The sequence below is a fragment of the Stappia sp. TSB10P1A genome, from assembly GCF_900185725.1.
Lineage (GTDB): Bacteria > Pseudomonadota > Alphaproteobacteria > Rhizobiales > Stappiaceae > Stappia.
The window spans coordinates 148,751-170,159 of sequence record NZ_FYAU01000024.1 but is presented as its reverse complement, the minus strand read 5'-3'; the positions used below and the strand labels follow the sequence as shown (position 1 = coordinate 170,159).

Annotated in this window: 21 protein-coding genes and 1 tRNA gene; 13 read left to right on the top strand and 9 right to left on the bottom strand. The window is 68.0% G+C overall.

Translation table 11 applies throughout. The features are described from left to right. Positions 1-19: 19 nt before the first annotated feature. On the top strand, positions 20-1,960 hold the full coding sequence (acs, locus tag TSB10P1A_RS09410) for an acetate--CoA ligase (RefSeq protein ID WP_186387658.1): 1,941 nt from the start codon (positions 20-22) through the stop codon (positions 1,958-1,960). 157 nt (positions 1,961-2,117) lie between these two features. Here the strand turns inward: acs and TSB10P1A_RS09405 are convergent, their stop codons facing one another. The 4 genes from TSB10P1A_RS09405 to hemC all read right to left on the bottom strand — a co-directional run bounded on the left by TSB10P1A_RS09405 (position 2,118) and on the right by hemC (position 7,811). Further along, a complete protein-coding gene (locus TSB10P1A_RS09405; protein WP_186387657.1) occupies positions 2,118-3,947 on the bottom strand; it encodes a heme biosynthesis protein HemY in 1,830 nt (609 codons plus the stop codon). Positions 3,948-4,008: 61 nt separating this feature from the next. Further along, complete coding sequence (locus TSB10P1A_RS09400) at positions 4,009-5,172, bottom strand: mitofilin family membrane protein (RefSeq protein ID WP_186387656.1); 1,164 nt, start codon at positions 5,170-5,172, stop codon at positions 4,009-4,011. 992 nt (positions 5,173-6,164) lie between these two features. After that, positions 6,165-6,872, bottom strand: a complete 708-nt coding sequence (locus TSB10P1A_RS09395) for a uroporphyrinogen-III synthase (RefSeq protein WP_186387655.1) — start codon at positions 6,870-6,872, stop codon at positions 6,165-6,167. 3 nt (positions 6,873-6,875) lie between these two features. Beyond that, positions 6,876-7,811: a hydroxymethylbilane synthase gene (gene hemC / locus TSB10P1A_RS09390; RefSeq protein WP_208987056.1), complete on the bottom strand. Its 936-nt coding sequence runs from the start codon at positions 7,809-7,811 to the stop codon at positions 6,876-6,878. A gap of 50 nt (positions 7,812-7,861) precedes the next feature. On the opposite strand from hemC, the gene tsaD reads away from it, so the two are divergent. The 9 genes from tsaD (at position 7,862) to leuB (ending at position 15,761) form a co-directional block, all read left to right on the top strand. Beyond that, a complete protein-coding gene (gene tsaD, locus TSB10P1A_RS09385; protein ID WP_186387653.1) occupies positions 7,862-9,028 on the top strand; it encodes a tRNA (adenosine(37)-N6)-threonylcarbamoyltransferase complex transferase subunit TsaD in 1,167 nt (388 codons plus the stop codon). Next, complete coding sequence (locus tag TSB10P1A_RS09380) at positions 9,025-9,549, top strand: NUDIX domain-containing protein (RefSeq protein ID WP_244293058.1); 525 nt, start codon at positions 9,025-9,027, stop codon at positions 9,547-9,549. The genes tsaD and TSB10P1A_RS09380 overlap by 4 nt, the downstream gene beginning before the upstream one ends. Then, positions 9,546-10,565: an NAD(P)H-dependent glycerol-3-phosphate dehydrogenase gene (locus tag TSB10P1A_RS09375; protein ID WP_244293057.1), complete on the top strand. Its 1,020-nt coding sequence runs from the start codon at positions 9,546-9,548 to the stop codon at positions 10,563-10,565. The genes TSB10P1A_RS09380 and TSB10P1A_RS09375 overlap by 4 nt, the downstream gene beginning before the upstream one ends. A 115-nt stretch (positions 10,566-10,680) precedes the next feature. Beyond that, complete coding sequence (locus tag TSB10P1A_RS09370) at positions 10,681-10,968, top strand: YciI-like protein (protein ID WP_186387652.1); 288 nt, start codon at positions 10,681-10,683, stop codon at positions 10,966-10,968. A gap of 3 nt (positions 10,969-10,971) precedes the next feature. Then, a complete protein-coding gene (locus tag TSB10P1A_RS09365) occupies positions 10,972-11,394 on the top strand; it encodes an EVE domain-containing protein (RefSeq protein WP_186387651.1) in 423 nt (140 codons plus the stop codon). Further along, positions 11,391-12,056, top strand: coding sequence for a methyltransferase (locus TSB10P1A_RS09360; RefSeq protein WP_186387650.1), 666 nt, complete (start codon positions 11,391-11,393; stop codon positions 12,054-12,056). Before TSB10P1A_RS09365 ends, TSB10P1A_RS09360 begins: the two co-directional genes overlap by 4 nt. 145 nt (positions 12,057-12,201) lie before the next feature. Continuing rightward, positions 12,202-13,371 (top strand): M20 aminoacylase family protein, encoded by a 1,170-nt coding sequence (locus TSB10P1A_RS09355; RefSeq protein WP_186387649.1) that lies wholly within the window; start codon positions 12,202-12,204, stop codon positions 13,369-13,371. A 221-nt stretch (positions 13,372-13,592) separates the two neighbouring features. Next, positions 13,593-14,552, top strand: a complete 960-nt coding sequence (locus tag TSB10P1A_RS09350) for a threonine/serine dehydratase (protein WP_186387648.1) — start codon at positions 13,593-13,595, stop codon at positions 14,550-14,552. A 96-nt stretch (positions 14,553-14,648) separates the two neighbouring features. Beyond that, positions 14,649-15,761 carry a 3-isopropylmalate dehydrogenase gene (gene leuB, locus TSB10P1A_RS09345; RefSeq protein ID WP_186387647.1) on the top strand — a complete coding sequence of 371 codons (1,113 nt, stop codon included), beginning with the start codon at positions 14,649-14,651 and terminating at the stop codon, positions 15,759-15,761. Between the two features lie 90 nt (positions 15,762-15,851). Here leuB and TSB10P1A_RS09340 read toward each other — a convergent pair whose 3' ends face one another. From TSB10P1A_RS09340 to TSB10P1A_RS09325, 4 genes are all read right to left on the bottom strand, one after another. Beyond that, entirely contained in the window at positions 15,852-16,055 is a 204-nt protein-coding gene (locus TSB10P1A_RS09340; protein WP_186387646.1) for a Trm112 family protein, read from the bottom strand. A 127-nt stretch (positions 16,056-16,182) separates the two neighbouring features. Then, a complete protein-coding gene (locus TSB10P1A_RS09335) occupies positions 16,183-16,863 on the bottom strand; it encodes an LON peptidase substrate-binding domain-containing protein (RefSeq protein ID WP_186387645.1) in 681 nt (226 codons plus the stop codon). Between the two features lie 161 nt (positions 16,864-17,024). Then, positions 17,025-18,014, bottom strand: a complete 990-nt coding sequence (trxA, locus tag TSB10P1A_RS09330; protein ID WP_186387644.1) for a thioredoxin — start codon at positions 18,012-18,014, stop codon at positions 17,025-17,027. Between the two features lie 149 nt (positions 18,015-18,163). Then, complete coding sequence (locus TSB10P1A_RS09325; protein WP_186387643.1) at positions 18,164-18,679, bottom strand: prolyl-tRNA synthetase associated domain-containing protein; 516 nt, start codon at positions 18,677-18,679, stop codon at positions 18,164-18,166. Between the two features lie 257 nt (positions 18,680-18,936). On the opposite strand from TSB10P1A_RS09325, the gene TSB10P1A_RS09320 reads away from it, so the two are divergent. Next, positions 18,937-19,011 (top strand) — tRNA-Gly (locus TSB10P1A_RS09320). A 392-nt stretch (positions 19,012-19,403) separates the two neighbouring features. Here the strand turns inward: TSB10P1A_RS09320 and TSB10P1A_RS09315 are convergent. Beyond that, the gene (locus tag TSB10P1A_RS09315) at positions 19,404-19,748 is read right to left on the bottom strand and encodes a hypothetical protein (RefSeq protein WP_186387642.1); all 345 of its coding nucleotides are present in this window, start codon (positions 19,746-19,748) and stop codon (positions 19,404-19,406) included. A gap of 41 nt (positions 19,749-19,789) precedes the next feature. Here TSB10P1A_RS09315 and TSB10P1A_RS09310 point away from each other — a divergent pair, with 41 nt between their 5' ends. Both TSB10P1A_RS09310 and TSB10P1A_RS09305 read left to right on the top strand, forming a co-directional pair. Then, positions 19,790-20,749 carry a VOC family protein gene (locus tag TSB10P1A_RS09310; protein WP_186387641.1) on the top strand — a complete coding sequence of 320 codons (960 nt, stop codon included), beginning with the start codon at positions 19,790-19,792 and terminating at the stop codon, positions 20,747-20,749. Continuing rightward, a complete protein-coding gene (locus TSB10P1A_RS09305; RefSeq protein ID WP_186387640.1) occupies positions 20,749-21,402 on the top strand; it encodes an alpha/beta hydrolase in 654 nt (217 codons plus the stop codon). The genes TSB10P1A_RS09310 and TSB10P1A_RS09305 overlap by 1 nt, the downstream gene beginning before the upstream one ends. Positions 21,403-21,409: the final 7 nt, after the last annotated feature.

Here is a 21,409-nt window from a genome sequence, read left to right as displayed (position 1 = left end):
AGATACTGGGAGGTTCCGTATGTCCGAAAATCTCTATCCGGTTCCGTCGGCGATCGCCGCGTCGGCCCTGGTCGACGAGGCGAAGTACAACGAGATGTACGCCGCTTCGGTCGACGATCCGGAAGCGTTCTGGGGCGAGCATGGCAAGCGGATCGACTGGATCAAGCCCTATACGAAGGTCAAGAACACCTCCTACGACCCGCACAATGTCTCGATCAAGTGGTTCGAGGACGGCACGCTGAACGTCTCGGCCAACTGTGTCGACCGGCATCTTGCCACCCGTGCCGACAAGCCGGCGATCATCTGGGAGGGTGACGACCCGTCCGAGCACCGGGTGATCACCTATCGGGAGCTCGCCGGCGAGGTGAACCGCTTCGCCAACGTGCTGAAGGATCTCGGTGTTTCCAGGGGCGACCGGGTCACGATCTATCTGCCGATGATCCCCGAGGCCGCCTATGCGATGCTGGCCTGCGCCCGGCTGGGCGCCATCCATTCGATCGTCTTCGGCGGCTTCTCGCCCGACAGCCTGTCGCAGCGCATCTCGGGCTGCGAGAGCAAGGTCGTGATCACCGCCGACGAGGGATTGCGCGGCGGACGCAAGGTGCCGCTCAAGGCCAATGTCGACAAGGCGGTGGAGAAGGCTCCGGTCGACAAGGTGCTGGTGGTGCGGCGCACCGGCGGCAGTGTCGCCATGAAGGACGGCCGGGATGTCTGGTATCACGAGGCGCGCGAGGGCGTATCCGACGTCTGTCCGCCGGTCGAGATGAACGCCGAGGACCCGCTCTTCATCCTCTACACCTCCGGCTCGACCGGTCAGCCCAAGGGCGTGCTGCACACCTCCGGCGGCTACCTCGTCTATGCCTCGATGACTCACCAGTATGTCTTCGACTGCAAGGACGATGACATCTACTGGTGCACGGCGGATGTCGGCTGGGTGACCGGTCACAGCTACATCGTCTACGGTCCGCTGGCCAACGGCGCGACCACGCTGATGTTCGAAGGCATTCCGACCTATCCCTCGCCGGCGCGGTTCTGGGAGGTGGTCGACAAGCACAAGGTGACGATCTTCTACACCGCGCCGACGGCGATCCGCTCGCTCATGGGGGCCGGCACCGAGCATGTGACGAAGACCTCGCGCGCGTCGCTCAGGATTCTTGGCTCGGTCGGCGAGCCGATCAATCCGGAAGCCTGGATCTGGTATCACGAGAATGTCGGCGACGGCCGCTGCCCGATCGTCGACACCTGGTGGCAGACGGAGACGGGTGGCATCCTGATTACGCCGCTGCCGGGAGCTACCGCGTTGAAGCCGGGCTCCGCCACGCGGCCCTTCTTCGGCGTGCAGCCGGCGCTGGTGGATGCGGAAGGTTCGATCCTGGAAGGAGCGGCAGAAGGTAACCTGGTGATCATCGATAGCTGGCCGGGGCAGATGCGCACGGTCTATGGCGACCACGAGCGCTTCGTGCAGACCTATTTCTCGACCTACAAGGGAATGTACTTCACCGGCGATGGCTGCCGGCGGGACGCGGATGGCTACTACTGGATCACCGGCCGCGTCGACGACGTCATCAATGTCTCTGGTCATCGTATGGGTACCGCCGAGGTCGAATCGGCGCTGGTCGCTCATCCCAAGGTCTCGGAAGCTGCCGTCGTCGGCTACCCGCACGATCTCAAGGGCCAGGGCATCTATGTCTATGTGACGCTGATGGCCGGCGAGGAGCCGACCGAGGAGCTTGCCAAGGAACTGCGCGCCTGGGTGCGTCAGGAGATCGGCCCGATCGCCTCGCCGGACCTGATCCAGTTCGCTCCCGGCCTGCCGAAGACCCGATCTGGCAAGATCATGCGCCGCATCCTGCGCAAGATCGCCGAGGACAGTTTCGAGAATCTCGGCGACACCTCGACCCTGGCCGATCCGGCGGTGGTCGACGACCTGATCGAGAACCGCCAGAACCGCGGCGCCTGAAGCACGGTCACCGGGTACGGGACCTCCCGAACGACTTGGAAAATGCCAAAAGCAGAAAGGGGCGCGGGTGTTATCCGCGCCCCTTTCCGTTCTCGTCCTCGACCCCGTGGCCGGATGGACCTGCGCACGCGGCGGCGGGCAGGTCCGGGGATCGCCGTCAGTTGAAGAAGCGGTAGCCGGGCTTCTTTGCCGGCTCAACATCCTCGCCGGCATCCGGGCCGGGATCGTCGGGCATATGCTTCAACGGAAACTCGATCGGTCGCGCCAGATCCGGCTCCCTGCTCGCGGCGCCCTTCGCATCGGAGCCGCTTGTGTTGCTCGGCGGGGCGACGGTCGCCGCCGGCAGGGGCGCGGCGCTGCTGGTTGAAACAGCCGCTGCCTTGCCGCCGGGGGCCTCCGGCTTGGAAGCGCCCGGCTTGAGGGCATCCGGTTCAGGAGTGGGTGCGGCCGGTGCAGGCTCTGCGGAAACCGCGTCCGGCGCTAGCGCCGCCGGTTCGGCTGCGGCGGGCTTCGCCTCCTCTGCCGTGGACTTGGGTGCTTTCGGTTCACTGACCGACACGGAATCGGCCGGCAGGACCTCGACTGCCGGGCCGGCGTTCAGGGCGGCGACCTCCTCCGGTGTCGCGGGGATCGAGGCGACGACTGCAGGCAGCGCCTCGAACATCGCCTCATCCAGCGCTTCAAGCGAGGTGTCGTGATGGTCGAGCATGGCGGGGGGCGAGGTCCAGACAAAGGCGTCGAGCCGGCCATCTACCGGGGAGACCGGAGCCCAGGTCTCGCTGACCACGCCATCCGCGACCCAGGCCGGATCGGCGGGCGCGCGCACCGCGCGGGCGAGCCACTCGCGCACGCGGCCTCGGTCTCCGTGCTGGCTTTCCTCCAGTTCCGCCATCAGCAGGAACACGCGGCGGGTCGGCTCCAGCGTCATCGCCGCCTTGAGCTGGGCGCGGGCGAGGCCGTAGTCCGAGGCTTCCAGCGCGGCGCGCGCCAAGGCCAATGCGCCTTCCGCATTGTGGGCGCGCAGCGCCGCCAGCGCCTTGACGCGCTTCAGCCGGTCGAGCGCAGAATCGCCCGTGCGCGCATGGGCATAGGCATCGGCCAGGTCCGGATGCGGAGAGAGCTTCCAGGTGGCCTCGACCACCTTCATCGCCTTGCGAATGTCGCCGCGCCGGGTGGCAAGCCTTGCCGCGACGACGGAGGCTGGCACCAGGTCCGGCGCGAGCCCATGCGCCTCGGAGGCCAGCCCCTTGGCCTGGTCGGGATCGCGGTCCTCCAGTTCCAGCGCCTGGGCGGTGAGCAACACCGCCTTGTGGCGCCGGAAGGTCTTCTTGTCGACCAGTTTGGCGGCGTAGTTGCGCTCCAGCGAGCGGATTGCCTCGGCCCAGTCGCCGGCGACGGCCTGGTAGCCGAGCACCGCGCGGCCGGCCCAGGCAAGGCCCGGCACCAGCTTCGCCGCCTCTTCGGCATAGTGACGGGCGGCGACCGGCTCGCCGACGCGCTCCGCCTCGACATAGAGCCCGTGCAGTCCGACCGGTCTGAGGCTCGGGTCCTCCAGCATTGCCTCGAAGCGGCCGCGCGCCTCTTCGTGGCGGCCGGCGAGCTGGGCGCTCTGGGCGAGCAGCAACGCGGCTGCCGGCTCGTGGCCGAGCAGTTTTGCCGCCTCGCCGCCATGGCGTGAGGCGCTGGCAGCATCGCCGACGCCGAGTGCCAGCATGCCCTTCGACAGGGCATCATATCCGCGATCACGGCGGCGGCGGCGGAAGAAGCGGCCGACAAGGCCGGGGGAGCGCATCAGCAACAGCGCCAGGTTCCACAGGAAGATGCCGATGGCGAGCAAAGCCAGCAGCGCCACGGCCGCGGTCATCAGCCCGGTCTCGATCCGATAGCCCTGCCAGTCCAGTGTGACGAGGCCTGGCCGGTCGGCGATCCAGGCCATGCCAAGTGCGGCTGCGAAGATCAGGGCGATGAAAATCAGCAAGCGGATCATGTCGTCTCTACTCCCGGCGGCTCGTTGCCCGGCGGTTGGCGCGTACCTGTCGCGGCGCTTGTCAGTTCGATGCGGCGGGCGCGGCCGATCCGCCCATCGATTTCAGCACGTCGCCGGTTACCCGGTCCATCAACGCGTCGACGGCAAGCCGTGCCCGCGCATCTGCGACCCAGTCCGCGCCGGCGGCGCGCACCGTCTGCGGCAGTTCCTCGTAGGCAGTCAGCGCTCCGGCGAGATCACCGCTGTCGACGCGCGCCTCCATGCGGCCTAGTGCTGCCTGCGGCGTTGCCGCATCGCTCTCGCCCGGTTGGCGGATCGAGACGAGCGCCCGGGCATTGGCGAGCAGCCCGCCGACAAGGTCGCCATCGGCGGGGGCGTCGATCTCCGCGGCCATGGTGCGGGCAACGGCCGGGAAATTCGCTTTCAGCACTGAGCGCGTGGGAACGCCGCGGTCCGCCCGCGCCGTCAGTGCGGACAGGTCGGTGCCCTCGGGCAAGGCCGAGGCGACCGCGGCAAGCTCGGTGGCATAGGGTTCACCCCGGTCCATCGCCGCGCGCAAGGACGAGACGGCGACGGCCCGGGCTGCGGTCTCCCGCGCGCTGACATCGCCCATGCGGGCCTCCAACGGCGACAGCCGGTCGTCCAGCGCCGTCAGGCGTGCGGTCAGGCTGGCGACGCCTTCCTCCACCCGCGCGGCCAGCGAGGTCTGGCCGTTCGAGAGCGTGTCGAGCTCCTGCCTGAGACCGGTGAGCGACCCTTTCAAGTCCTCCAGGTCCTGGCCGAGGGTGGTGGCGCGATCGCGCAGCTCGGCAAGGCCGCCCGAGAGGTCCGACGTGTCGGGAAGCTTGGCGGCAAGTTCGCCGAGGCGGGCGGTCAGCGCCTGCTGATCGTCGGAGACCTGCTTGAGAGCGGCATCCAGCGTACCTTGGGCTTCCTGCAGGCTGGCCAGACCGGCGCTCTCGCCAGCCCCGCCGGAGGAGACGAAACGGCGCAACTCGGCGAGGCCCGTCTCGATCTCGGCAATGCGGGCCGTGGCTTCCTCGGGCAAGGCGCCCGTAACCGCGTCCGGGGCAGCACCGATGTCTCGCAACGCGGCCTCCAGGTCGGAGATGCGGCTTTCTGCGGCCTTCAGGCCCGCCTCGACCGCAGCCGATGGCGTTTCCCGCTCGGCCAGGCCGGCAAGTTGCGTCTCGAGGCCGGAAATGCGGCTCTGCGCTGCAGTCAATGCCGATTGAAACTCGGTCGAGATAGCGCCGGAGGACAGAAGCCCGGCCTGATTGGCGCCCCAGACGCCACCAAGGGCCACGGCCCCGCCGATCAACGAGGCGGCGAGCAGGCCGCCGAAGCCGGTCGAGGACTTTGCGTCACCGGCCGCCGCCGGCTTGTCGCGTGGAGGCTTCGACGCCGCGCTCGCAGCCGAGGGCGTTGCCGAGGAGGTCGGCCTTGCCGTCTCCGTGGTTGCGGTCCCGGCGCTTGCGGCAGGGCCACTCCCACCGGCAGATGCCGAGGATGCGGTCGGGGACGATGCAGAAGATGTGGCGGCCGCCGACTGCGAGGATCCGGAAGTTGTCGCCGCCGAGGCCGGCTTCGCGCCGGTGGTCGAGGAGGAGACGGAAGAGGGACCCGAAGACCCGGACGGGACCTGCGAACTGCCGGGGGGCGTGCTGCCCGAGCCGGATGCGGTCGAGGCTGTTGCCGGCGAGGGGGGGGCGCTCGAGGGCTTCGCGCTGCCGGCGGACGGGGAGGAGGTTGCGCCGCTTGCCGGCTTTGCGGAGGAACTGGCACCCGCTGAAGATGCGGATGGCGCGGCGGCGGCAGATGAAGCGGAAGAGCTGGCGGAGGACGCGGACGATGTCGAACCGGCCTTCGCTGCGCCGACCTCCTTTGCCTGCAGATCGATGGTCACCGGCTTGCGGCCCGCCCCAGTGGCCGCGGCCGCCTTGGTGTCGGTCGCCGGCTTCGGGTTGCCCGCTTTTGGATCAGCGGTCTTCGAAGCGGTGCTGCTGGGGTCCGGCTTCTTGCTGTCGGCAGCCATGAACGGTCTCTCCCTTCGATCCTTCACCGGGGCCGGTTCTCGGCACGTGGCCAGTATAGCGCGTCCGGCGGCGTCCTTGCCCCTCACCCCTTTGTCTATGTTCGCCGCTCTTGCGGTGCAAAACAAATTTGCCCCGAAGGGAGTTTCGCCGCAGCTTCGAAAGAGGCGTCAGCCGGGTGGCGTCACCCCGGCAGCAGCGCCAGCAGCCCCGCTTCGTCCGGGGTTTTCGCCACCTCCACCGGTCCGAGATCGGCCAGCGGTTCGCCCGCTTCCGTTGAAATGGCGAGAAAGCGGAACGGCGGTCGATCGGCCCATGCGGCAAGGGCCGTGGCCAGCGCCTGGGCGGAGCGGCGGGAATAGACGGGCGCGAGCACCGGCTCCGTTTGCGCTGACAGGGCCGTACGGATCTCCTGCGGCAAGCTGCCTATCGGTTCCATCGCATAGAGCTCGACCAGCCGACAGGCGAGTCCGGCTGGTGCGAGCAGCCCGGCAAGGTCGCCCGAACGGTCACGCCCGGCAAGATGCAGAACCACGCCGCCGGCCGGAATACCTGCCTTCAGCGCTGTGGCGAGCGCCGGAAGGTCGCCGTCCGCCGCGTGGGCCTCGGCAAAGCCGGCGACCCGCGCTGCCTGAGCGGTTGCCTCTCCCACCGCGTGAAGCGGCAGGGCATAGTGGGCAGGCGACAGAAGCGGCAGGGCCGCCTCGACGCCTCTCGCGCTGGTCGCTGCAATCGCTGCCAGCCCCTCTGCCGGCGGCAGGGCATCCGGCCCGGGATCGAGCAGGGCGAACGCCAGGAGCGGCGCCACATGCACCTGGTGACCGGCCGCGCGGTAGCGGGCGGCACTGCGGTCGGCGGCGGGCGCCGGGCGGGTCACCAGAACATGGGCCATGGCTCAATACGCGAAAAAGTCCGGGCCGCCGCGGCGCTTCAGCTCGGCGCCGGCATCGCGGCCCATCGCTTCGGCCTCGGCCGCCGTCCCCTCCCGCCGGGTCTCGTGCAGCGTGCGCCCGTCCGGCGTCAGGATCAGCCCTTCCAGCACCAGTCGGTCGCCGGAAAGGCGCGCCAGCCCGCCGATCGGCGTGCGGCAGGAGCCGTCGAGCTCGCGCAGGAAGGCGCGCTCGGCCACAAGGCAGGTCTCGGTCTCTCCGTCATGGATGGCGGCGATCATCTCGCGCGTCTTTGCGTCGTCGGCGCGCGCCTCGATGCAGATCGCCCCTTGGCCGACCGCCGGCAGGAATTCCTCCACCTCCAGCAAGGAGGTGATGACATGGGCAAGGCCGAGCCGGCGCAGGCCGGCATTGGCGAGCAGCGTCGCGTCGACGACGCCGTCGGCGAGCTTCTGCAACCGGCTCTGGACATTGCCGCGATAGGTCACCACTTCGATGTCCGGCCGCAGGCGCTTGATCATCGCCTGGCGGCGCAGGCTCGAGGAGCCGACCACTGCACCCTGCGGCAGGTCGGCCAGCCGCGCGGCCTTCGGTGAAATGAAAGCGTCGCGCACATCCTCGCGCGGCAGGAAGGCGATGATTTCGAGCCCGTCGGGCAGCACCGTCGGCATGTCTTTGGAGGAATGCACGGCGATGTCGATCTCCCCCTCCAGCATCGCCGTTTCCAGCTCCTTGGTGAAAAGGCCCTTGCCGCCGACCTCGGAGAGCGGCCGGTCGAGAATGCGGTCGCCGGAGGTCTTGATGACGAGGATCTCGAAGGCTTCCTGCGGCAGGCCGTGGGCAGCCATCAGCCGGTCGCGGGTCTCATGCGCCTGGGCGAGCGCCAGGGCGCTGCCGCGCGTGCCGATGCGCAAGGGGAGGCCGGAATGTTTTGTTTGCAAGAAACTTGTCCCTGGTGTTAGGCGGGGTGCGTCCGTTAGGCAGAACCGCGATGATAAGACCTGAAAGCGCATCGGCCAATGCGGCCGGCTCAAGTTTCCCCCTTGCTAGCGCTCCTGCGGGGCCGCTGACGGTGCTGGGCATCGAGACCAGTTGCGACGAGACCGCCGCCGCCGTGGTGCGCCTTGCGCCGGACGGCGGCCGCGAGATCCTGTCCGACGTGATCCGCTCGCAGACCGGCGAGCACGAGGCCTTCGGCGGCGTTGTACCCGAGATTGCCGCGCGCGCCCATATCCGCATCCTCGATGGGCTGGTGAGGGCGGCGCTGAAGGACGCCGGCGTCGGCTTCGACGATCTCGACGCGGTGGCGGCGACCGCCGGTCCCGGTCTGATCGGCGGCGTCATCGTCGGCCTGACGACGGCCAAGGCCATCGCCCTGGCCGCCGGCAAGCCGCTCGTCGCCATCAATCACCTGGAAGGCCATGCGCTAACGGCACGGCTGACCGACGGCCTGCCGTTTCCCTACCTCTTGCTGCTGGTCTCCGGCGGCCACACCCAGTTCCTGCTGGTGGAGGGTGTTGGCCGCTACCGGCGGCTCGGCTCGACCATCGACGACGCGCTGGGCGAGGCCTTCGACAAGACGGCGAAGCTCCTGCAGCTCGGCTTTCCCGGCGGGCCGGCGGTGGAACGGGCCGCAAGGAGTGGCGATCCGTCGCGTTTCCCCTTGCCCCGGCCGATGCTCGACCGGCCTGGCATCGATTTCTCCTTCGCGGGGCTGAAGACAGCTCTTCGAACCACCGCCGAGGCGAATGCGCCGCTGTCGCCGACCGATGTCGCGGACCTGTGCGCCTCGTTCCAGCAGGCGGTGACCGATGTGGTCGGCGAAAAGAGCCGGCGGGCGCTCGCCCTTTTCGCCGAGAGTCATCCGAATGCGGAGCCGGTGCTGGTGATCGCCGGTGGTGTTGCCGCCAATGCGGCGATCCGGACACGGTTGGAAGGTGAGGCGGCCAAGGCCGGCGCGCGTCTCGTCGCCCCGCCAGGCCGCCTGTGCACCGACAATGCCGCAATGATCGCCTGGGCCGGCATCGAAAGGCTTGCGCAGGCGCATGCCGCCGGCGAGGTTCTGGATGAACGTGATGCACCCGCACGGCCGCGCTGGCCGCTGGACGCGGAGGCCGCCGCCGTGATCGGATCGGGACGCAAGGGAGCCAAGGCGTGACCGCTGACCCCCGCTTTTTCGAGGGCGTCCTGTGCGACGCCGTGCCGGAGCGCTTCGATCGGCTGAAACACAAGGCCTATATCTACCTGACGGCCGGGCGCGAGGTGCTGGTCTTCCGCCAGCCCGACCAGCCGGAGGTCGGGCTGCAGGTGCCCGGCGGCACGGTCGATCCGGGCGAAAGCCATCTGGCCGCCGCCTGCCGCGAGTTTCGCGAGGAAACCGGGCTTGAGGTCGCCCGCGCCCTTGATGCGCTGTGCGAGCAGACCGTGCTGTTCGACAATGCCCAGGGCCGGGATATCCATGCGCGCCGGCTCTACCATGGCCGGCTGCGGGGCAACGAGACGCGCCAGGCTCGCTGGGAGCACTATGAGATGACGCCGTCGGCCGGCGGCGATCCGATCCGCTTCGAACTGTTCTGGATGGATGTCGGCGAGGCGCTGCGGCTGACCCCCGACCGCTTCTTTACCGGCTTTCATGCCCCGCTCGCCGAACTGGCGCGCCGGCTGGGGATCGCCCGGTGAGCGCGACGGCGGACAGGGCGCCGGAGATCCGCCGCATCGCGGTGCTCGGCGGCGGAGCCTGGGGCAGTGCGCTGGCGCTCACCGCCGCGCGGGCCGGACGCGAGGCTATTGTCTGGGCGCGGGATGCCGACATCGTGGCGGCAATCGCCGAAGGTCGGGGAAACCCGACCTATCTGCCGGGCATCGCTTTTGACGCGAAGGTGGCGGCGACCACCGACCTTGCTTTCGCGCTCGCGGACGTCGATGCGGCGCTGCTGGTAACCCCGGCCCAGACCACGCGCGCCATGGGGGCGGCGATCGCCCCGCTCGCCCAACCTGGCCTGCCGGTGGTGCTGTGCGCCAAGGGCATCGAGCGCGACACCGGGCTGCTGCCGACGCAGGTGCTGGCCGAGGCCGCCCCCCGCTGCCGGGCGGCGATCCTGTCGGGTCCGAGCTTTGCCGCCGACGTCGCCCGCGGCCTGCCGACGGCGGTGACGCTGGCCGCCGAAGACGGCGAGTTGGCCGATGCGCTGGCACTGGCGCTCGCCAGCCGCCAGTTCCGTCCCTATGCCTCGACTGATCCGCTCGGCGCGCAGATCGGCGGCGCCTTGAAGAACGTGCTGGCGATTGCCTGTGGCGCGGTGGCGGGCAAGGGCTGGGGCGCCAGCGCGCTGGCGGCACTAACCGCCCGCGGCTTTGCCGAACTCAGCCGGCTCGGCCTGACGCTGGGCGCAAGGCCGGAGACGCTGACGGGCCTGTCCGGCCTCGGCGATCTCGTCCTGACCTGCTCCTCCGCCCAGTCGCGCAACTTCGCCTTCGGCATGGCGCTCGGCGAGGGCCGCACGGTGGCCGAGCTCGCGGCGACTGGCAAGCTGGCGGAGGGCGTGCACTCCGCCGCCGTCTCTGTCGACCTGGCTGTCCGGCACGGCGTCGAGATGCCGATCGCGGCGGCGGTCGCGCAGGTGCTGGCCGGCCGCATCGGCGTCGATGACGCGCTCGAACAGTTGATGGCCCGGCCGCTGCGCCGGGAAAGCTGAGGCGGCAGCGCCGCCCACGCTTGCGGAGCTGTGCGAACCGGGTATCTATGCCGCATGACCCTCCGGCGCCCGTGCGGCGCCGGCTCACCGCGAACCGAACCGGGAGGCCCCGCCGATGCTCTATGCCCTAATCTGCACCGACAAGCCGGGCGCGCTGCAGACGCGCCTCGACAACCGCGCCGACCACCTCGCCTTCCTCAAGGCGATGGGCGACAAGCTGAAGGCGGCTGGCCCGTTCCTCAACGACGACGGCGGCATGACCGGCTCGCTGGTGGTGATCGAGGCCGCGAACCGGGACGAGGCGCTGGCTGTCGCCTCCGAGGACCCGTACGCCCGCGCGGGCCTCTTCGAGAGCGTCGAGATCCGGCCCTGGAACTGGGTCATCAAGAACCCGGAGGCGTGAAGCATGCGCTACTGGCTGTTCAAGTCCGAGCCGGACGCGTGGTCCTGGGAGATGCAGAAGGCGAAGGGCGACGCCGGTCAGCAGTGGGACGGCGTGCGCAATTACCAGGCCCGCAACAATATGCGTGAGATGAAGCTCGGCGATCGCGGCTTCTTCTACCATTCCAACATCGGCAAGGAGGTCGTCGGCATTGTCGAGGTCTGCGCGCTTGCCCATCCCGACAGCACTACCGACGATCCGCGCTGGGAGTGCGTCGATATCCGCGCGGTCCGCGACATGCCGAAGCCGGTGACGCTGGCCGACGTCAAGGCGGAGCCGCGGCTGGCCGGCATGGCGCTGGTCACGTCCATGCGCCTGTCGGTGCAGCCGGTGACGGAAGAGGAGTGGAAGATCGTCTGCGAGATGGGCGGCCTGACGGACGCATGAGCGCGACCGTCGATCCGCGCGCCTTCGTGCTGGCGAACACGCGGATCCATCCGGTCCCGCACGCGCCGGAGATCCGCCTGCACCTGGCCGACGAGGCGGTAGCGCTGTGGCAGAAGACCGAGGACGATCTCGGCGCCATCGGCCTGCCGCCGCCGTTCTGGGCCTTTGCCTGGGCCGGCGGCCAGGCGCTTGCGCGCCACATCCTCGACGAACCGGCGCTGGTCGCCGGCCGCAGCGTCTACGACTTCGCCACCGGCTCGGGACTGGCGGCGATCGCGGCGATGCGCTCGGGCGCGGCGCGGGCGACGGCCTGCGACATCGATCGTTTCGCGCTCGCCGCCGCGCAGTTGAACATGGAGTTGAACGGGGTCTGCTTCGCCCTTGAAGGCGAGGATCCGCTCGACCTTGCCCCGCCCGATGCCGAGGTGATCCTGACCGGCGACGTCTTCTACGAAAAGCCGATGGCAAGCCGGGTGCTGGCCTGGGCCGACCGGGCGCTTGCCCGTGGCTCCCGCGTCCTCGTCGGCGATCCGGGCCGCGCCTATCTGCCGAAGGACCGGATGCAGCATCTTGCCACCTTCGATGTGCCGGTGAACCGCTCGCTGGAGGATTACGAGGTCAAGCGCACCAGCGTCTACGAGCTGCTGCCGCCGGAAACCTGACGCAGCGGCGAGGCGGGATGGGGGAAAGTCGGCCGGCATAATGGCCCCGGGACTTGCGCAAGCCCCCGTTTTCGGCGTCAGATACGCGCCTCTTCGCGGCCGCGCCGCAGTCTCATATGCCTCCCGACAAGACCAGAGGACCATCATGCCGATCATCAACCGCTTCGCCGATCTCGCCGAGGAGATCACCGAGTGGCGCCGTGACATCCATGCCCATCCTGAGCTGCTCTACGACACGCATCGCACCTCCGAGCTGGTCGCCGACAAGCTGAAGGCCTTCGGGGTCGATGAGGTGGCGACCGGCATCGGTCGCACTGGCGTGGTCGGCGTCATCAAGGGCAGGTCGAACGGCTCCGGCAAGGTGATCGGCCTGCGCGCCGACATGGACGCGCTGCCGCTCGACGAGATCACCGGCAAGCCTTACGCCTCCACCGTTCCGGGCAAGATGCATGCCTGCGGCCATGACGGCCACACCGCCATGCTGCTCGGCGCCGCCAAGTATCTCTCCGAGACCCGTAATTTCGACGGCACCGTGGTGGTCATTTTCCAGCCGGCCGAAGAGGGCGGAGCCGGCGCCAAGGCGATGGTCGACGACGGGCTGATGGACCGGTTCGGCATCCAGGAAGTCTACGGCATGCACAACATGCCGGGCGAGCCGCTCGGCAGTTTCCACATTCGCCCGGGCGCGATGATGGCCGCCGCCGACCGCATCCAGATCGATATCGAGGGCGTCGGCGGCCACGCCGCCAAGCCGCACGAGGTGGTCGACACGCTGCTGGTCGGCGCTCACATCATCCAGGCGGTGCAGTCGATCGCCAGCCGCAATGTCGATCCGCTGAAGTCGGTCGTCGTGTCGATCACCGCCTTCAACGGCGGCTTCACCGACAACGTCATCCCGCAGACGGCACGCCTGCGCGGCACCGTGCGCACGCTCGATCCGGAAATCCGCGACCTTGCCGAGAGGCGGCTGAAGGAGATCGTGCCGACCATCGCCGCCGCCTTCGGCGCCAAGGCCGAGGTCAACTACAAGCGCGACTACCCGATCACCATCAACCACGCGAAGCAGACCGAGTTTGCTGCCGGCATTGCCCGCAAGATCTCCGGCGACGACAATGTGGTGACGGACGTTGCCCCGACCATGGGCGGCGAGGACTTCTCCTTCATGCTGCTGGAGCGTCCGGGCGCCTTCATCTTCGTCGGTAACGGCGACAGCGCCAACCTCCACCACCCGGCCTATGACTTCAACGACGAACTGATCCCGGTGGGCTGCTCCTACTGGGTCAAGCTGGTCGAGACGGCGATGCCGTCGACCTGACGCAGGAGCGGATGCGGGAAGGTGCCTTCCCGCATCCGCTTCCGGACCGCCCTTCGCCGCGCAGGAGCGCGCCGCACCGCAGATCGTCTCGACCGGGTTCATCTTCCGCGGGGTGAAGCGCGGCTGTTGCACGGCGCGCCGAAAGGTTGCTGGCAGGGGCCGCGCTGTGCCGCCGGCCTGCCCGACTTGCCCGCCCAATCATGTTCTCACGGAGCCATGTCATGACCGATCCGGCTGCAACGCGTCTTTCCGTCACCGCCGCCGACATTGAGGCCGCTGCCCTACGGATCGCCGGCCGGGTGCGCCGCACGCCGGTGGTCGAGAGCGGCGCCGGCAGCTTCGGTATCGACGCCTCGCTGTCGATGAAGCTGGAGCTTGTCCAGCACACCGGCTCCTTCAAGGCACGCGGCGCCTTCAACACGCTGCTGTCGTCCAAGGTTCCGCAGGCGGGCGTTGCCGCGGCGTCCGGCGGCAATCACGGCGCGGCCGTCGCCTATGCGGCCGGCGTCCTCGGCCACCCCGCCGACATCTTCGTCCCCGAGACCTCCGCGCCCGCCAAGATCGCCCGCATTCGCGCGTCCGGCGCAAGGCTGCATGTGGGCGGCATGCGCTATGCCGATGCGGCCGAAGCCTGCGCCCGCCACCGGGAAGAGACCGGCGCGATGGACATTCACGCCTATGATGCGCCCGGCACGATTGCCGGCCAGGGTACGGTGGCGCTGGAGTGGCTGGAGCAGGTGCCCGATCTCGACACGGTGCTGATCGCGGTCGGCGGCGGCGGGCTGATTTCCGGCTGCGCGCTGTGGCTGGCCGGCAAGGTGCGGGTCGTTGCGGTCGAGCCGGAAGGTTCGCGCGCGCTCAACGCTGCGCTGGAGGCGGGCCGGCCGGTCGACGTGCCGGTCGACAGCCTCGCCGCCGACAGTCTCGGTGCCCGGCGCTGCGGCGATCTGGTGCACAAGATCTGCTCGGGTCATGTGGATGAGAGCCTGCTGGTGACCGACGAGGCGATCCGCGAGGCGCAGACGCGGCTATGGGCCGAGTTGCAGGTGGCGGCCGAGCCTGGCGGGGCGACCGCGCTTGCGGCGCTGACCTCGGGCGCCTACCGGCCGGCGCCGGGAGAACGGGTCGGCGTGCTCGTCTGCGGCGGCAATGTCGAACTGGGCAGCATCGCTGCCTGGTGAGGCGCATGCTTGCCAAGCGGCGCGCGACGTTCTAGCAAAAACCTGAAAGATCATCTCTTCCGCCCTTCCCGGAAAATCCACGAGGATACGCTTTCCATGACGACCTACAAACTGCTGCTCCTGCCCGGCGATGGCATCGGCCCCGAGACCATGGGCGAGGTGAAGAAGGTGCTCGGCTGGTTCAACGCGCGCGGCACCGCCAGCTTCGAGACCGAGGAAGACCTCGTCGGCGGCTGCGCCTATGACGCGCATGGCAAGGCGATTTCGGAAGAGGCGATGGGCCGTGCCATGGCGTCGGACGCGGTGCTGTTCGGCGCGGTCGGCGGCCCGAAGTGGGACGGCGTTCCCTATGACGTGCGCCCGGAAGCCGGCCTGCTGCGGCTGCGCAAGGACATGGAGCTCTTCGCCAACCTGCGCCCGGCGATCTGCTATCCGGCGCTGGCCGATGCCTCGTCGCTGAAGCGCGAGGTGATCGAGGGCCTCGACATCCTGATCCTGCGCGAGCTGACCGGCGGCGTCTATTTCGGCGAGCCGAAGGAGATCACCGATCTCGGCAACGGCCAGAAGCGCGCCGTCGACACCCAGGTCTACGAGACCTACGAGATCGACCGCATCGCCCGCGCCGCTTTCGAGCTGGCCCGCACCCGCCGCGGCAAGGTCACCTCGATGGAAAAGCGCAACGTCATGAAGTCGGGCGTGTTGTGGAACGAGGTGGTGACCCAGGCCCACGCGGACGGCTACCAGGACGTTGAACTGGAGCACATGCTGGCCGATGCCGGCGGCATGCAACTGGTCCGCTGGCCGAAGCAGTTCGACGTCATCGTCACCGACAACCTGTTCGGCGACATGCTGTCCGACGTTGCGGCCATGCTGACCGGCTCGCTCGGCATGCTGCCCTCGGCCTCGCTCGGTGCGCCGGATCCGGAAACCGGCAAGCGCAAGGCGCTCTACGAGCCGGTGCACGGCTCGGCGCCGGACATTGCCGGCAAGGGCGCGGCCAATCCGATCGCGATGATCGCCAGCTTTGCCATGTGCCTGCGCTATTCCTTCGGCCTCGTCGAGGAAGCGGACCTGCTGGAGAAGGCCATCTCGGCGACGCTCGACAAGGGCCTGCGCACCCGCGACATCGCCGGCAAGGGCGACAGCGCCATCGGCACCGCGGCCATGGGCGATGCCATCGTCGCCGAACTGGATGCACTGAGCGCCTGACCAAGGCGGAATTCTGCAATACGACTGCGAAGGGCCGGCTCCTGCGGGAGACCGGCCCTTTGTCGTTTCAGCCTGCCGCGTGCGACCCGGTCAGGCCGTGTCGCTATCGTCAAGCGGGCGCGCCTCGTCCGGCAGCATGATCGGGATGCCGTCGCGGATCGGATAGGCGAGCTTTGCGACACGCGAGATCAACTCCTGTTTCTGCGCGTCGTATTCCAGCGTTGTCTTGGTCAGCGGACAGACCAGCAGCTCCAGGAGCTTGCGGTCGAGTGTGTGGACAGGTTCGCTCGCCATCTCGTCTTGTCTCCAGTGCGGGCCTTGCAGCCCGGCTGCTGCGCCGATTGCTGCCACGACACCCGCGGCAATGCAACAGGCTGGGGGAACCATCAGGCCAAGCGTAGCGAGCCAGGGGCGGCCCGCGCTATTGCAGCGTCACCCCGCCGTCGTCGCGGCTGCGGCGCGCCAGGTCGACCTCGGTCAGCGCCACCAGGGTCTCGGCACGGGTACGCAGGTCCGGCGCCTCCAGCAGCGCCTGCTTCTCCGCCGGGCCATAGGGGCTCATCATCGCGAGCGCGTTGACCAGCACCTCGGTGGAGGCGCGGTCGATGCTGTCCCAATCCGCTTCCAGATCGTTCGCGTCGAGATAGGCGCGCAGCGTCTTCACCAGCCCGTCGCGGTCGACCTTGTCCTCGCCGAGGCCGGTGGCGAAATCCTCGGCGAAGCCGGCGCTGGCGATGCGCCCGATCCGATAGGGCGTCAGCGTTGCCAGTTCCTCCGCCAGGCGGAAGCGGGCGATCCCGGTGAGTGTCACCAGGTAGCGGCCATCGCCGGTTTCCTGAAAGGCGATGACGCGCCCCAGGCAGCCGATGCCGACCAGCGGCGGCACGGCCTCCTCGCTCCGCCCGGAGGCGAAATCCGGCTGGATCATGCCGATCACCCGCTCGCCGCTCAGTGCCGCGTCGATCATCGCCACATAGCGCGGTTCGAAGATGTTGAGCGGCATCTGCGCCTTCGGCAGCAGGACCGCGCCGGCGAGCGGGAACAGCGGCACCGTCGCCGGGAGGTCGGAGAAATTGGAATAGATCGCGTTTCCGGCGCGCATGTCGGATCACCCGTTGGAAAGCGTTGCGGCGGGCAGCGGCCCGCCTTCTCTCTTCCTATATGGGCGCGCAGGCGCCTCGCGGCCAGTGACGGGGGTCGCGAGGCGGAAACGGGCGCCACGTTCCGGACGGTCGTATCGGCCGGAAGTCCGGGGCGCGGGGATCAGCGAAACAGCACGGCGGACAGGCGGCGCCGTCCATAGGCGGTGGCCGGATCCTTGGGGCCCCAGGCCTCGAAGAATTGCAGCAATTGCTTGCGCGCCCCGTCCTCGTTCCATTCCCGGTCACGGCGCACGATCTCGATCAACTGGTCCACCGCCTCCTGGCGCCGCGCGGCGCTGGAGCCGAGCGCCACGGCCAGATCGAAGCGGGCCTGGTGGTCGGACGGGTCTTCGGCGATGCGTGCCTCGAGACCGGCGAGATCGCCGAGGCTGCTGGCCTGTTCGGCCAGCTCCAGCGCCGCACGGGCGGCCGAAATCGCCGGATCGGACGCGGCCGCCTCCGGCGCCATCGCCAGCACCTCGCGCGCCTTGTCGAGCGCCTCGGCGGCAACATAGCATTGGGCCAGGCCGCCGATCGCCACAGTGTTTTCCGGCTCCATCGACAGGGCGGCGGCGTAGAGCTGTGCGGCCTGCGCCAGATCGCCGGCCGCGCGCGCGGCTTCGGCCTGGGTCAGCACCTGCTCCAGCTCGCTCGGCCCGATCGGGCCGGCGACCCGCTCGATGAACGCCTTCACCTGGCTTTCCTGCTGTGCGCCCATGAAGCCGTCGACCGGCTGGCCGTTCTTGAAGGTGATCACCGCCGGGATCGACTGAATGCCGAGCTGGCCAGCCACTTCCGGATGGTCGTCGATGTTCATCTTGGCAAGGATGACGGCGCCGCGCGCATCGCGCACCGCCTTTTCCAGCACCGGCGTCAACTGCTTGCAGGGACCGCACCACGGTGCCCAGAAATCGACGAGCACTGGCTGCTTGCGCGAGGCGTCGATGACGTCGGCCATGAAGGTCTGGGTGGTGACGTCGCGAATGACGTCGGCCGCCGGGGCGGGTGCCACGGGGCCGGCGCCGCCCGTCGGGGCGGGACGGGATCCGTAGCCGCCCCCGCCGAAGGAGCCGCCGAAGCTGCCTCCGACCGAAAAACCGTCGTTGCTCATACCCTGTCGTCCCCGGTTGCGCGGACGGCCTGCATGAGCCTGTCCGCGGCGTGATTCGTCTGGATCCCTTCGGCCCGCCGCGATGGGATCGGGGCGATCGGGAGGGCTCCCGCCTGTTGCGCCTAACATGGGCGCATCGGCGGCAAAATTCAAACCGCGCCTTGCTTGTCCGATACGGCGATGATCAGCGGCTCATGACCGCAGGCGCGCGCAAACGCCAGCAGCCCCTGGCGCGAGATCGTCGTGGTCGCGGTGTTCTCCAGCGGGTGGAAGTTGAGCGGCTCGACCTCCATCATTGTCGCATCGAAGATCGGCGTGACGCGCTGCGCGTCGCGGTCGTTGATCAGGGCGAGCGGCGTCACCGATCCGGGTGGTACGCCAAGCACCTCCATCAAGAGGTCGGGCTTGCCGAAGGAGACCCGTCCTTGCGCGCCGATGCGCTGGTGGATCGACTTCAGGTCGATCTCCGCGTCATGCAGCGCCACAACGAGGAAGATGCGGCCCTTCTTGTCCTTCAGGAACAGGTTCTTGGTATGGCCGCCGGGAATTTCGTCGTGGATTTCGGTGGATTCGGCGACCGTGAAGACGGCCGGATGATCGCGCGTCGTGACGTCGATGGCGAGGCCGTCGAGAAAGGCGAGAAGGTCCTGGCGGCTGGCCGGCATGGGCTCCTGTCCTGATCCTGGGAACCGGATTTCCGGCGGGAAGGCTCGATTTCGCCTCGCGAACCGAGGCTCCAACGATCTAGCCGAGGCGGCGGGTTCCGCACAAGCCGGGGCTCGCGCAAAGCTTGCAAGGGCCCGGAAATCCACTGATCATCCACAGCCCGCGACGCGCGAAAAACACTGTTGCAATCCGTAGCGCCTTGGTTCATATACAGCCCACCTCAGGCGCCGGTCGCGGCCGGCAGCCACAAACTGATGCGGGCGTAGCTCAGGGGTAGAGCACAACCTTGCCAAGGTTGGGGTCGTGGGTTCGAATCCCATCGCCCGCTCCAGTTTTCCAAAAGAAAGTAAGAGCTTAAAAGGCGCCTTGAGAGGCGCCTTTTGCTTGCACGCTCCTCAGCGCTCGGCATGTAAGCAGATGAAATCGCATTGCTGAATGCGGTAGCGCGCCATTGGAATTGGTATGGCGCAGCGCAGTCTCCTGCCTCCCGGAGCTTCCGGCGGCATCTGAAGCGCTGGATTGTCCCGACTCTAATTATACCCCCTGTAGTTGACCCGCCTCATGCTTATGGTGCGGGTAGCGGCTGGACACCCGCCAAAACCCTCGATATGGACCGGCGCTTCTTCGGAGTGGCGCACGCTCTTCCCTCGTCACCTAAAATGGAGAAGAGACGAGCACTAGCGGTTCATTCCTCTTCCGCAGGTCATTTGTTACTTAAGCCTCTTATAACAAAACGCGATGTAAGGCGTCCAACATCGCATAAACGTCCATGTCCTCATGCGCTACGGTTATGAGACGGGAGGAAGGACGGATGGATGGAAATCCATACGCTGAAGCGAAGTCACGTGCGCCATCGGTGGCCAGGGGGCAACCCGCGTTTCGACTCTCGCGATCGGTGCCGGCGTTGCGGATCAGGGCGGTGACGGTCGCCGCGCCAAGTTCCTTCACAACAAATATGCCTTTCGACAGCGCGTTCCATCCGGAGGAGGGCGGGCTGACGGCGGGCGTGCGTAACGTCGTTACGGTGCCAATGAGGGATTGTCCGGCCGGATTTTCGGCGTTGCGCAAGCCCGCATCCACCAAGTCGCATATCCAGGGAGGATTTCATTTTGGCTCAGATCAGCGGCTATCACCACCTGACGCTTTCCACGGACGGGGCACAAGAGGATTTCGATTTCTATACGAAGACGTTGGGTCTCTATTCCGTTAAGCGCACGGTGCTCTTCGACGGCGTGATCCCGGTCTATCACCTCTATTACGGGTCGCCCGATGGCGACGCTTCGACCATCATCACCACATTTCCCTTCCGCAAGCCGGGCGTATACGGGCGTCGGGGAACCAACCAATCCCGCGCAATCCTGCAGGCCATCCCCAAGGGAGCGGCCGACTTCTGGGTCGAGCGGCTGAACAGCCGGGGCGTCAAGGCGGACAAGATCACCCGTTTCGGGGTGGATCGCGTCATCTTTGCCCACCCGTGCGGCATCCCACACGAACTGGTCGAGAGCGACGGCGACAACCGAACTCCCATTGCCAACGAGGCACGGGGCATCAGCGCGGACCACGGTATCAAGGGCATCTACGGCGCGGTCGTCGCCTGTTTCGACCGAACCTCCATGGACGACTTCATGACCGTCGCGCTGCCGCTGGAAAAGGAGGCGGATTCGGACGAAGGCACCGTCTATCGTGTGCCCGACGCAAGTGGTGTCATCCAGCGCGTGGAGGTCATCACCGACCGCGAGAGCCCTCAAGGTACATGGACCCTTTCCGGCGGTACGATTCACCATCTGGCACTCAACACCGGCGACGAGGAAAACCAACTCAAGCTGCGCGCCCATATCGAGGGGCTCGGCTTTACCGATATCTCCGAGCAAAAGGACCGAAATTACTTCAAGTCCTGCTACGTCCGTTCGCCAGGCGGCGCACTCTTCGAGCTCGCCTGGACGACTCCGGAGGGCTGGGCGCGTGACGAACCTCCCGGGCAGATCGGCAAGACGCTGGTCTTCCCGCCCTGGTTCAAGGACCGTGAGGACGAATTGCGTCAGGGCCTGGAAGCGGCCGAGTTCACCTGATGAGGGCAGAGGCTCTGCACCTGCGGGCCCGCGGCCGAGCCAGGGGGCTTTGCGTTCTGGTTCACGGCCGCGGCCAGTCGCCCGAGGAAATGCAGTCGCATATCGTGGAAAGGCTCGACCTGCCGGACGTTACCTTCGTGCTGCCGCGCGCAGAGGGCGGGGTCTGGTACGCGGCCCGGGCGGTTGATCCGCTGACGGTGGGCGCCCGCGCGGCGCTCGCTGCGTCCTTGGACCACCTCGCGGAGGATATCGCAGACGCGCGGGCGATCCACGGGAAAGACCTGCCACTGGTTTTGGCGGGGTTTTCGCAGGGCGCCTGTCTCGCGCTTGAATATGCGTTTGCCGGCTATGCCGCCCCGGATGCGCTCGTGGCGTTCACAGGATGCCGGGTCGGCGTTGCGGCGGATGATCGTCCGCACAAGCTTCGCACCGGATTGCCAGTCTATCTGACCGGATCGGATGCCGATCCCTGGATTCCCATCGGCGCCTTTTGCGAGGCGGTACGCGAGCTTGGAGAAGGTGGCGCGCAACTCAGGACCGATACGATCCCAGGGCGCGCTCATGAAGTTTGTGATGCGGAAATCGCGATGCTGCAATCGATCCTGACAGAACTCGCCGCGGGCGGCCGGGTCACCATGGCGGCGCCGCGCTAAAAAGCTC

Bases quoted from the DNA above. Each gene is read 5' to 3' on its own strand.
- TSB10P1A_RS09335 (WP_186387645.1), bottom strand. From the start codon at position 16,863: ATGCGCGCCGGAAACGCGATCTATTCCAATTTCTCCGACCTCCCGGCG.
- TSB10P1A_RS09355 (WP_186387649.1), top strand. From the start codon at position 12,202: ATGCCGATCATCAACCGCTTCGCCGATCTCGCCGAGGAGATCACCGAG.
- TSB10P1A_RS09395 (WP_186387655.1), bottom strand. From the start codon at position 6,872: ATGGCCCATGTTCTGGTGACCCGCCCGGCGCCCGCCGCCGACCGCAGT.
- TSB10P1A_RS09370 (WP_186387652.1), top strand. From the start codon at position 10,681: ATGCTCTATGCCCTAATCTGCACCGACAAGCCGGGCGCGCTGCAGACG.
- leuB (WP_186387647.1), top strand. From the start codon at position 14,649: ATGACGACCTACAAACTGCTGCTCCTGCCCGGCGATGGCATCGGCCCC.
- TSB10P1A_RS09305 (WP_186387640.1), top strand. From the start codon at position 20,749: ATGAGGGCAGAGGCTCTGCACCTGCGGGCCCGCGGCCGAGCCAGGGGG.
- TSB10P1A_RS09350 (WP_186387648.1), top strand. From the start codon at position 13,593: ATGACCGATCCGGCTGCAACGCGTCTTTCCGTCACCGCCGCCGACATT.
- TSB10P1A_RS09340 (WP_186387646.1), bottom strand. From the start codon at position 16,055: ATGGCGAGCGAACCTGTCCACACACTCGACCGCAAGCTCCTGGAGCTG.
- tsaD (WP_186387653.1), top strand. From the start codon at position 7,862: ATGATAAGACCTGAAAGCGCATCGGCCAATGCGGCCGGCTCAAGTTTC.
- acs (WP_186387658.1), top strand. From the start codon at position 20: ATGTCCGAAAATCTCTATCCGGTTCCGTCGGCGATCGCCGCGTCGGCC.
- TSB10P1A_RS09405 (WP_186387657.1), bottom strand. From the start codon at position 3,947: ATGATCCGCTTGCTGATTTTCATCGCCCTGATCTTCGCAGCCGCACTT.
- trxA (WP_186387644.1), bottom strand. From the start codon at position 18,014: ATGAGCAACGACGGTTTTTCGGTCGGAGGCAGCTTCGGCGGCTCCTTC.
- TSB10P1A_RS09360 (WP_186387650.1), top strand. From the start codon at position 11,391: ATGAGCGCGACCGTCGATCCGCGCGCCTTCGTGCTGGCGAACACGCGG.
- TSB10P1A_RS09365 (WP_186387651.1), top strand. From the start codon at position 10,972: ATGCGCTACTGGCTGTTCAAGTCCGAGCCGGACGCGTGGTCCTGGGAG.
- TSB10P1A_RS09325 (WP_186387643.1), bottom strand. From the start codon at position 18,679: ATGCCGGCCAGCCGCCAGGACCTTCTCGCCTTTCTCGACGGCCTCGCC.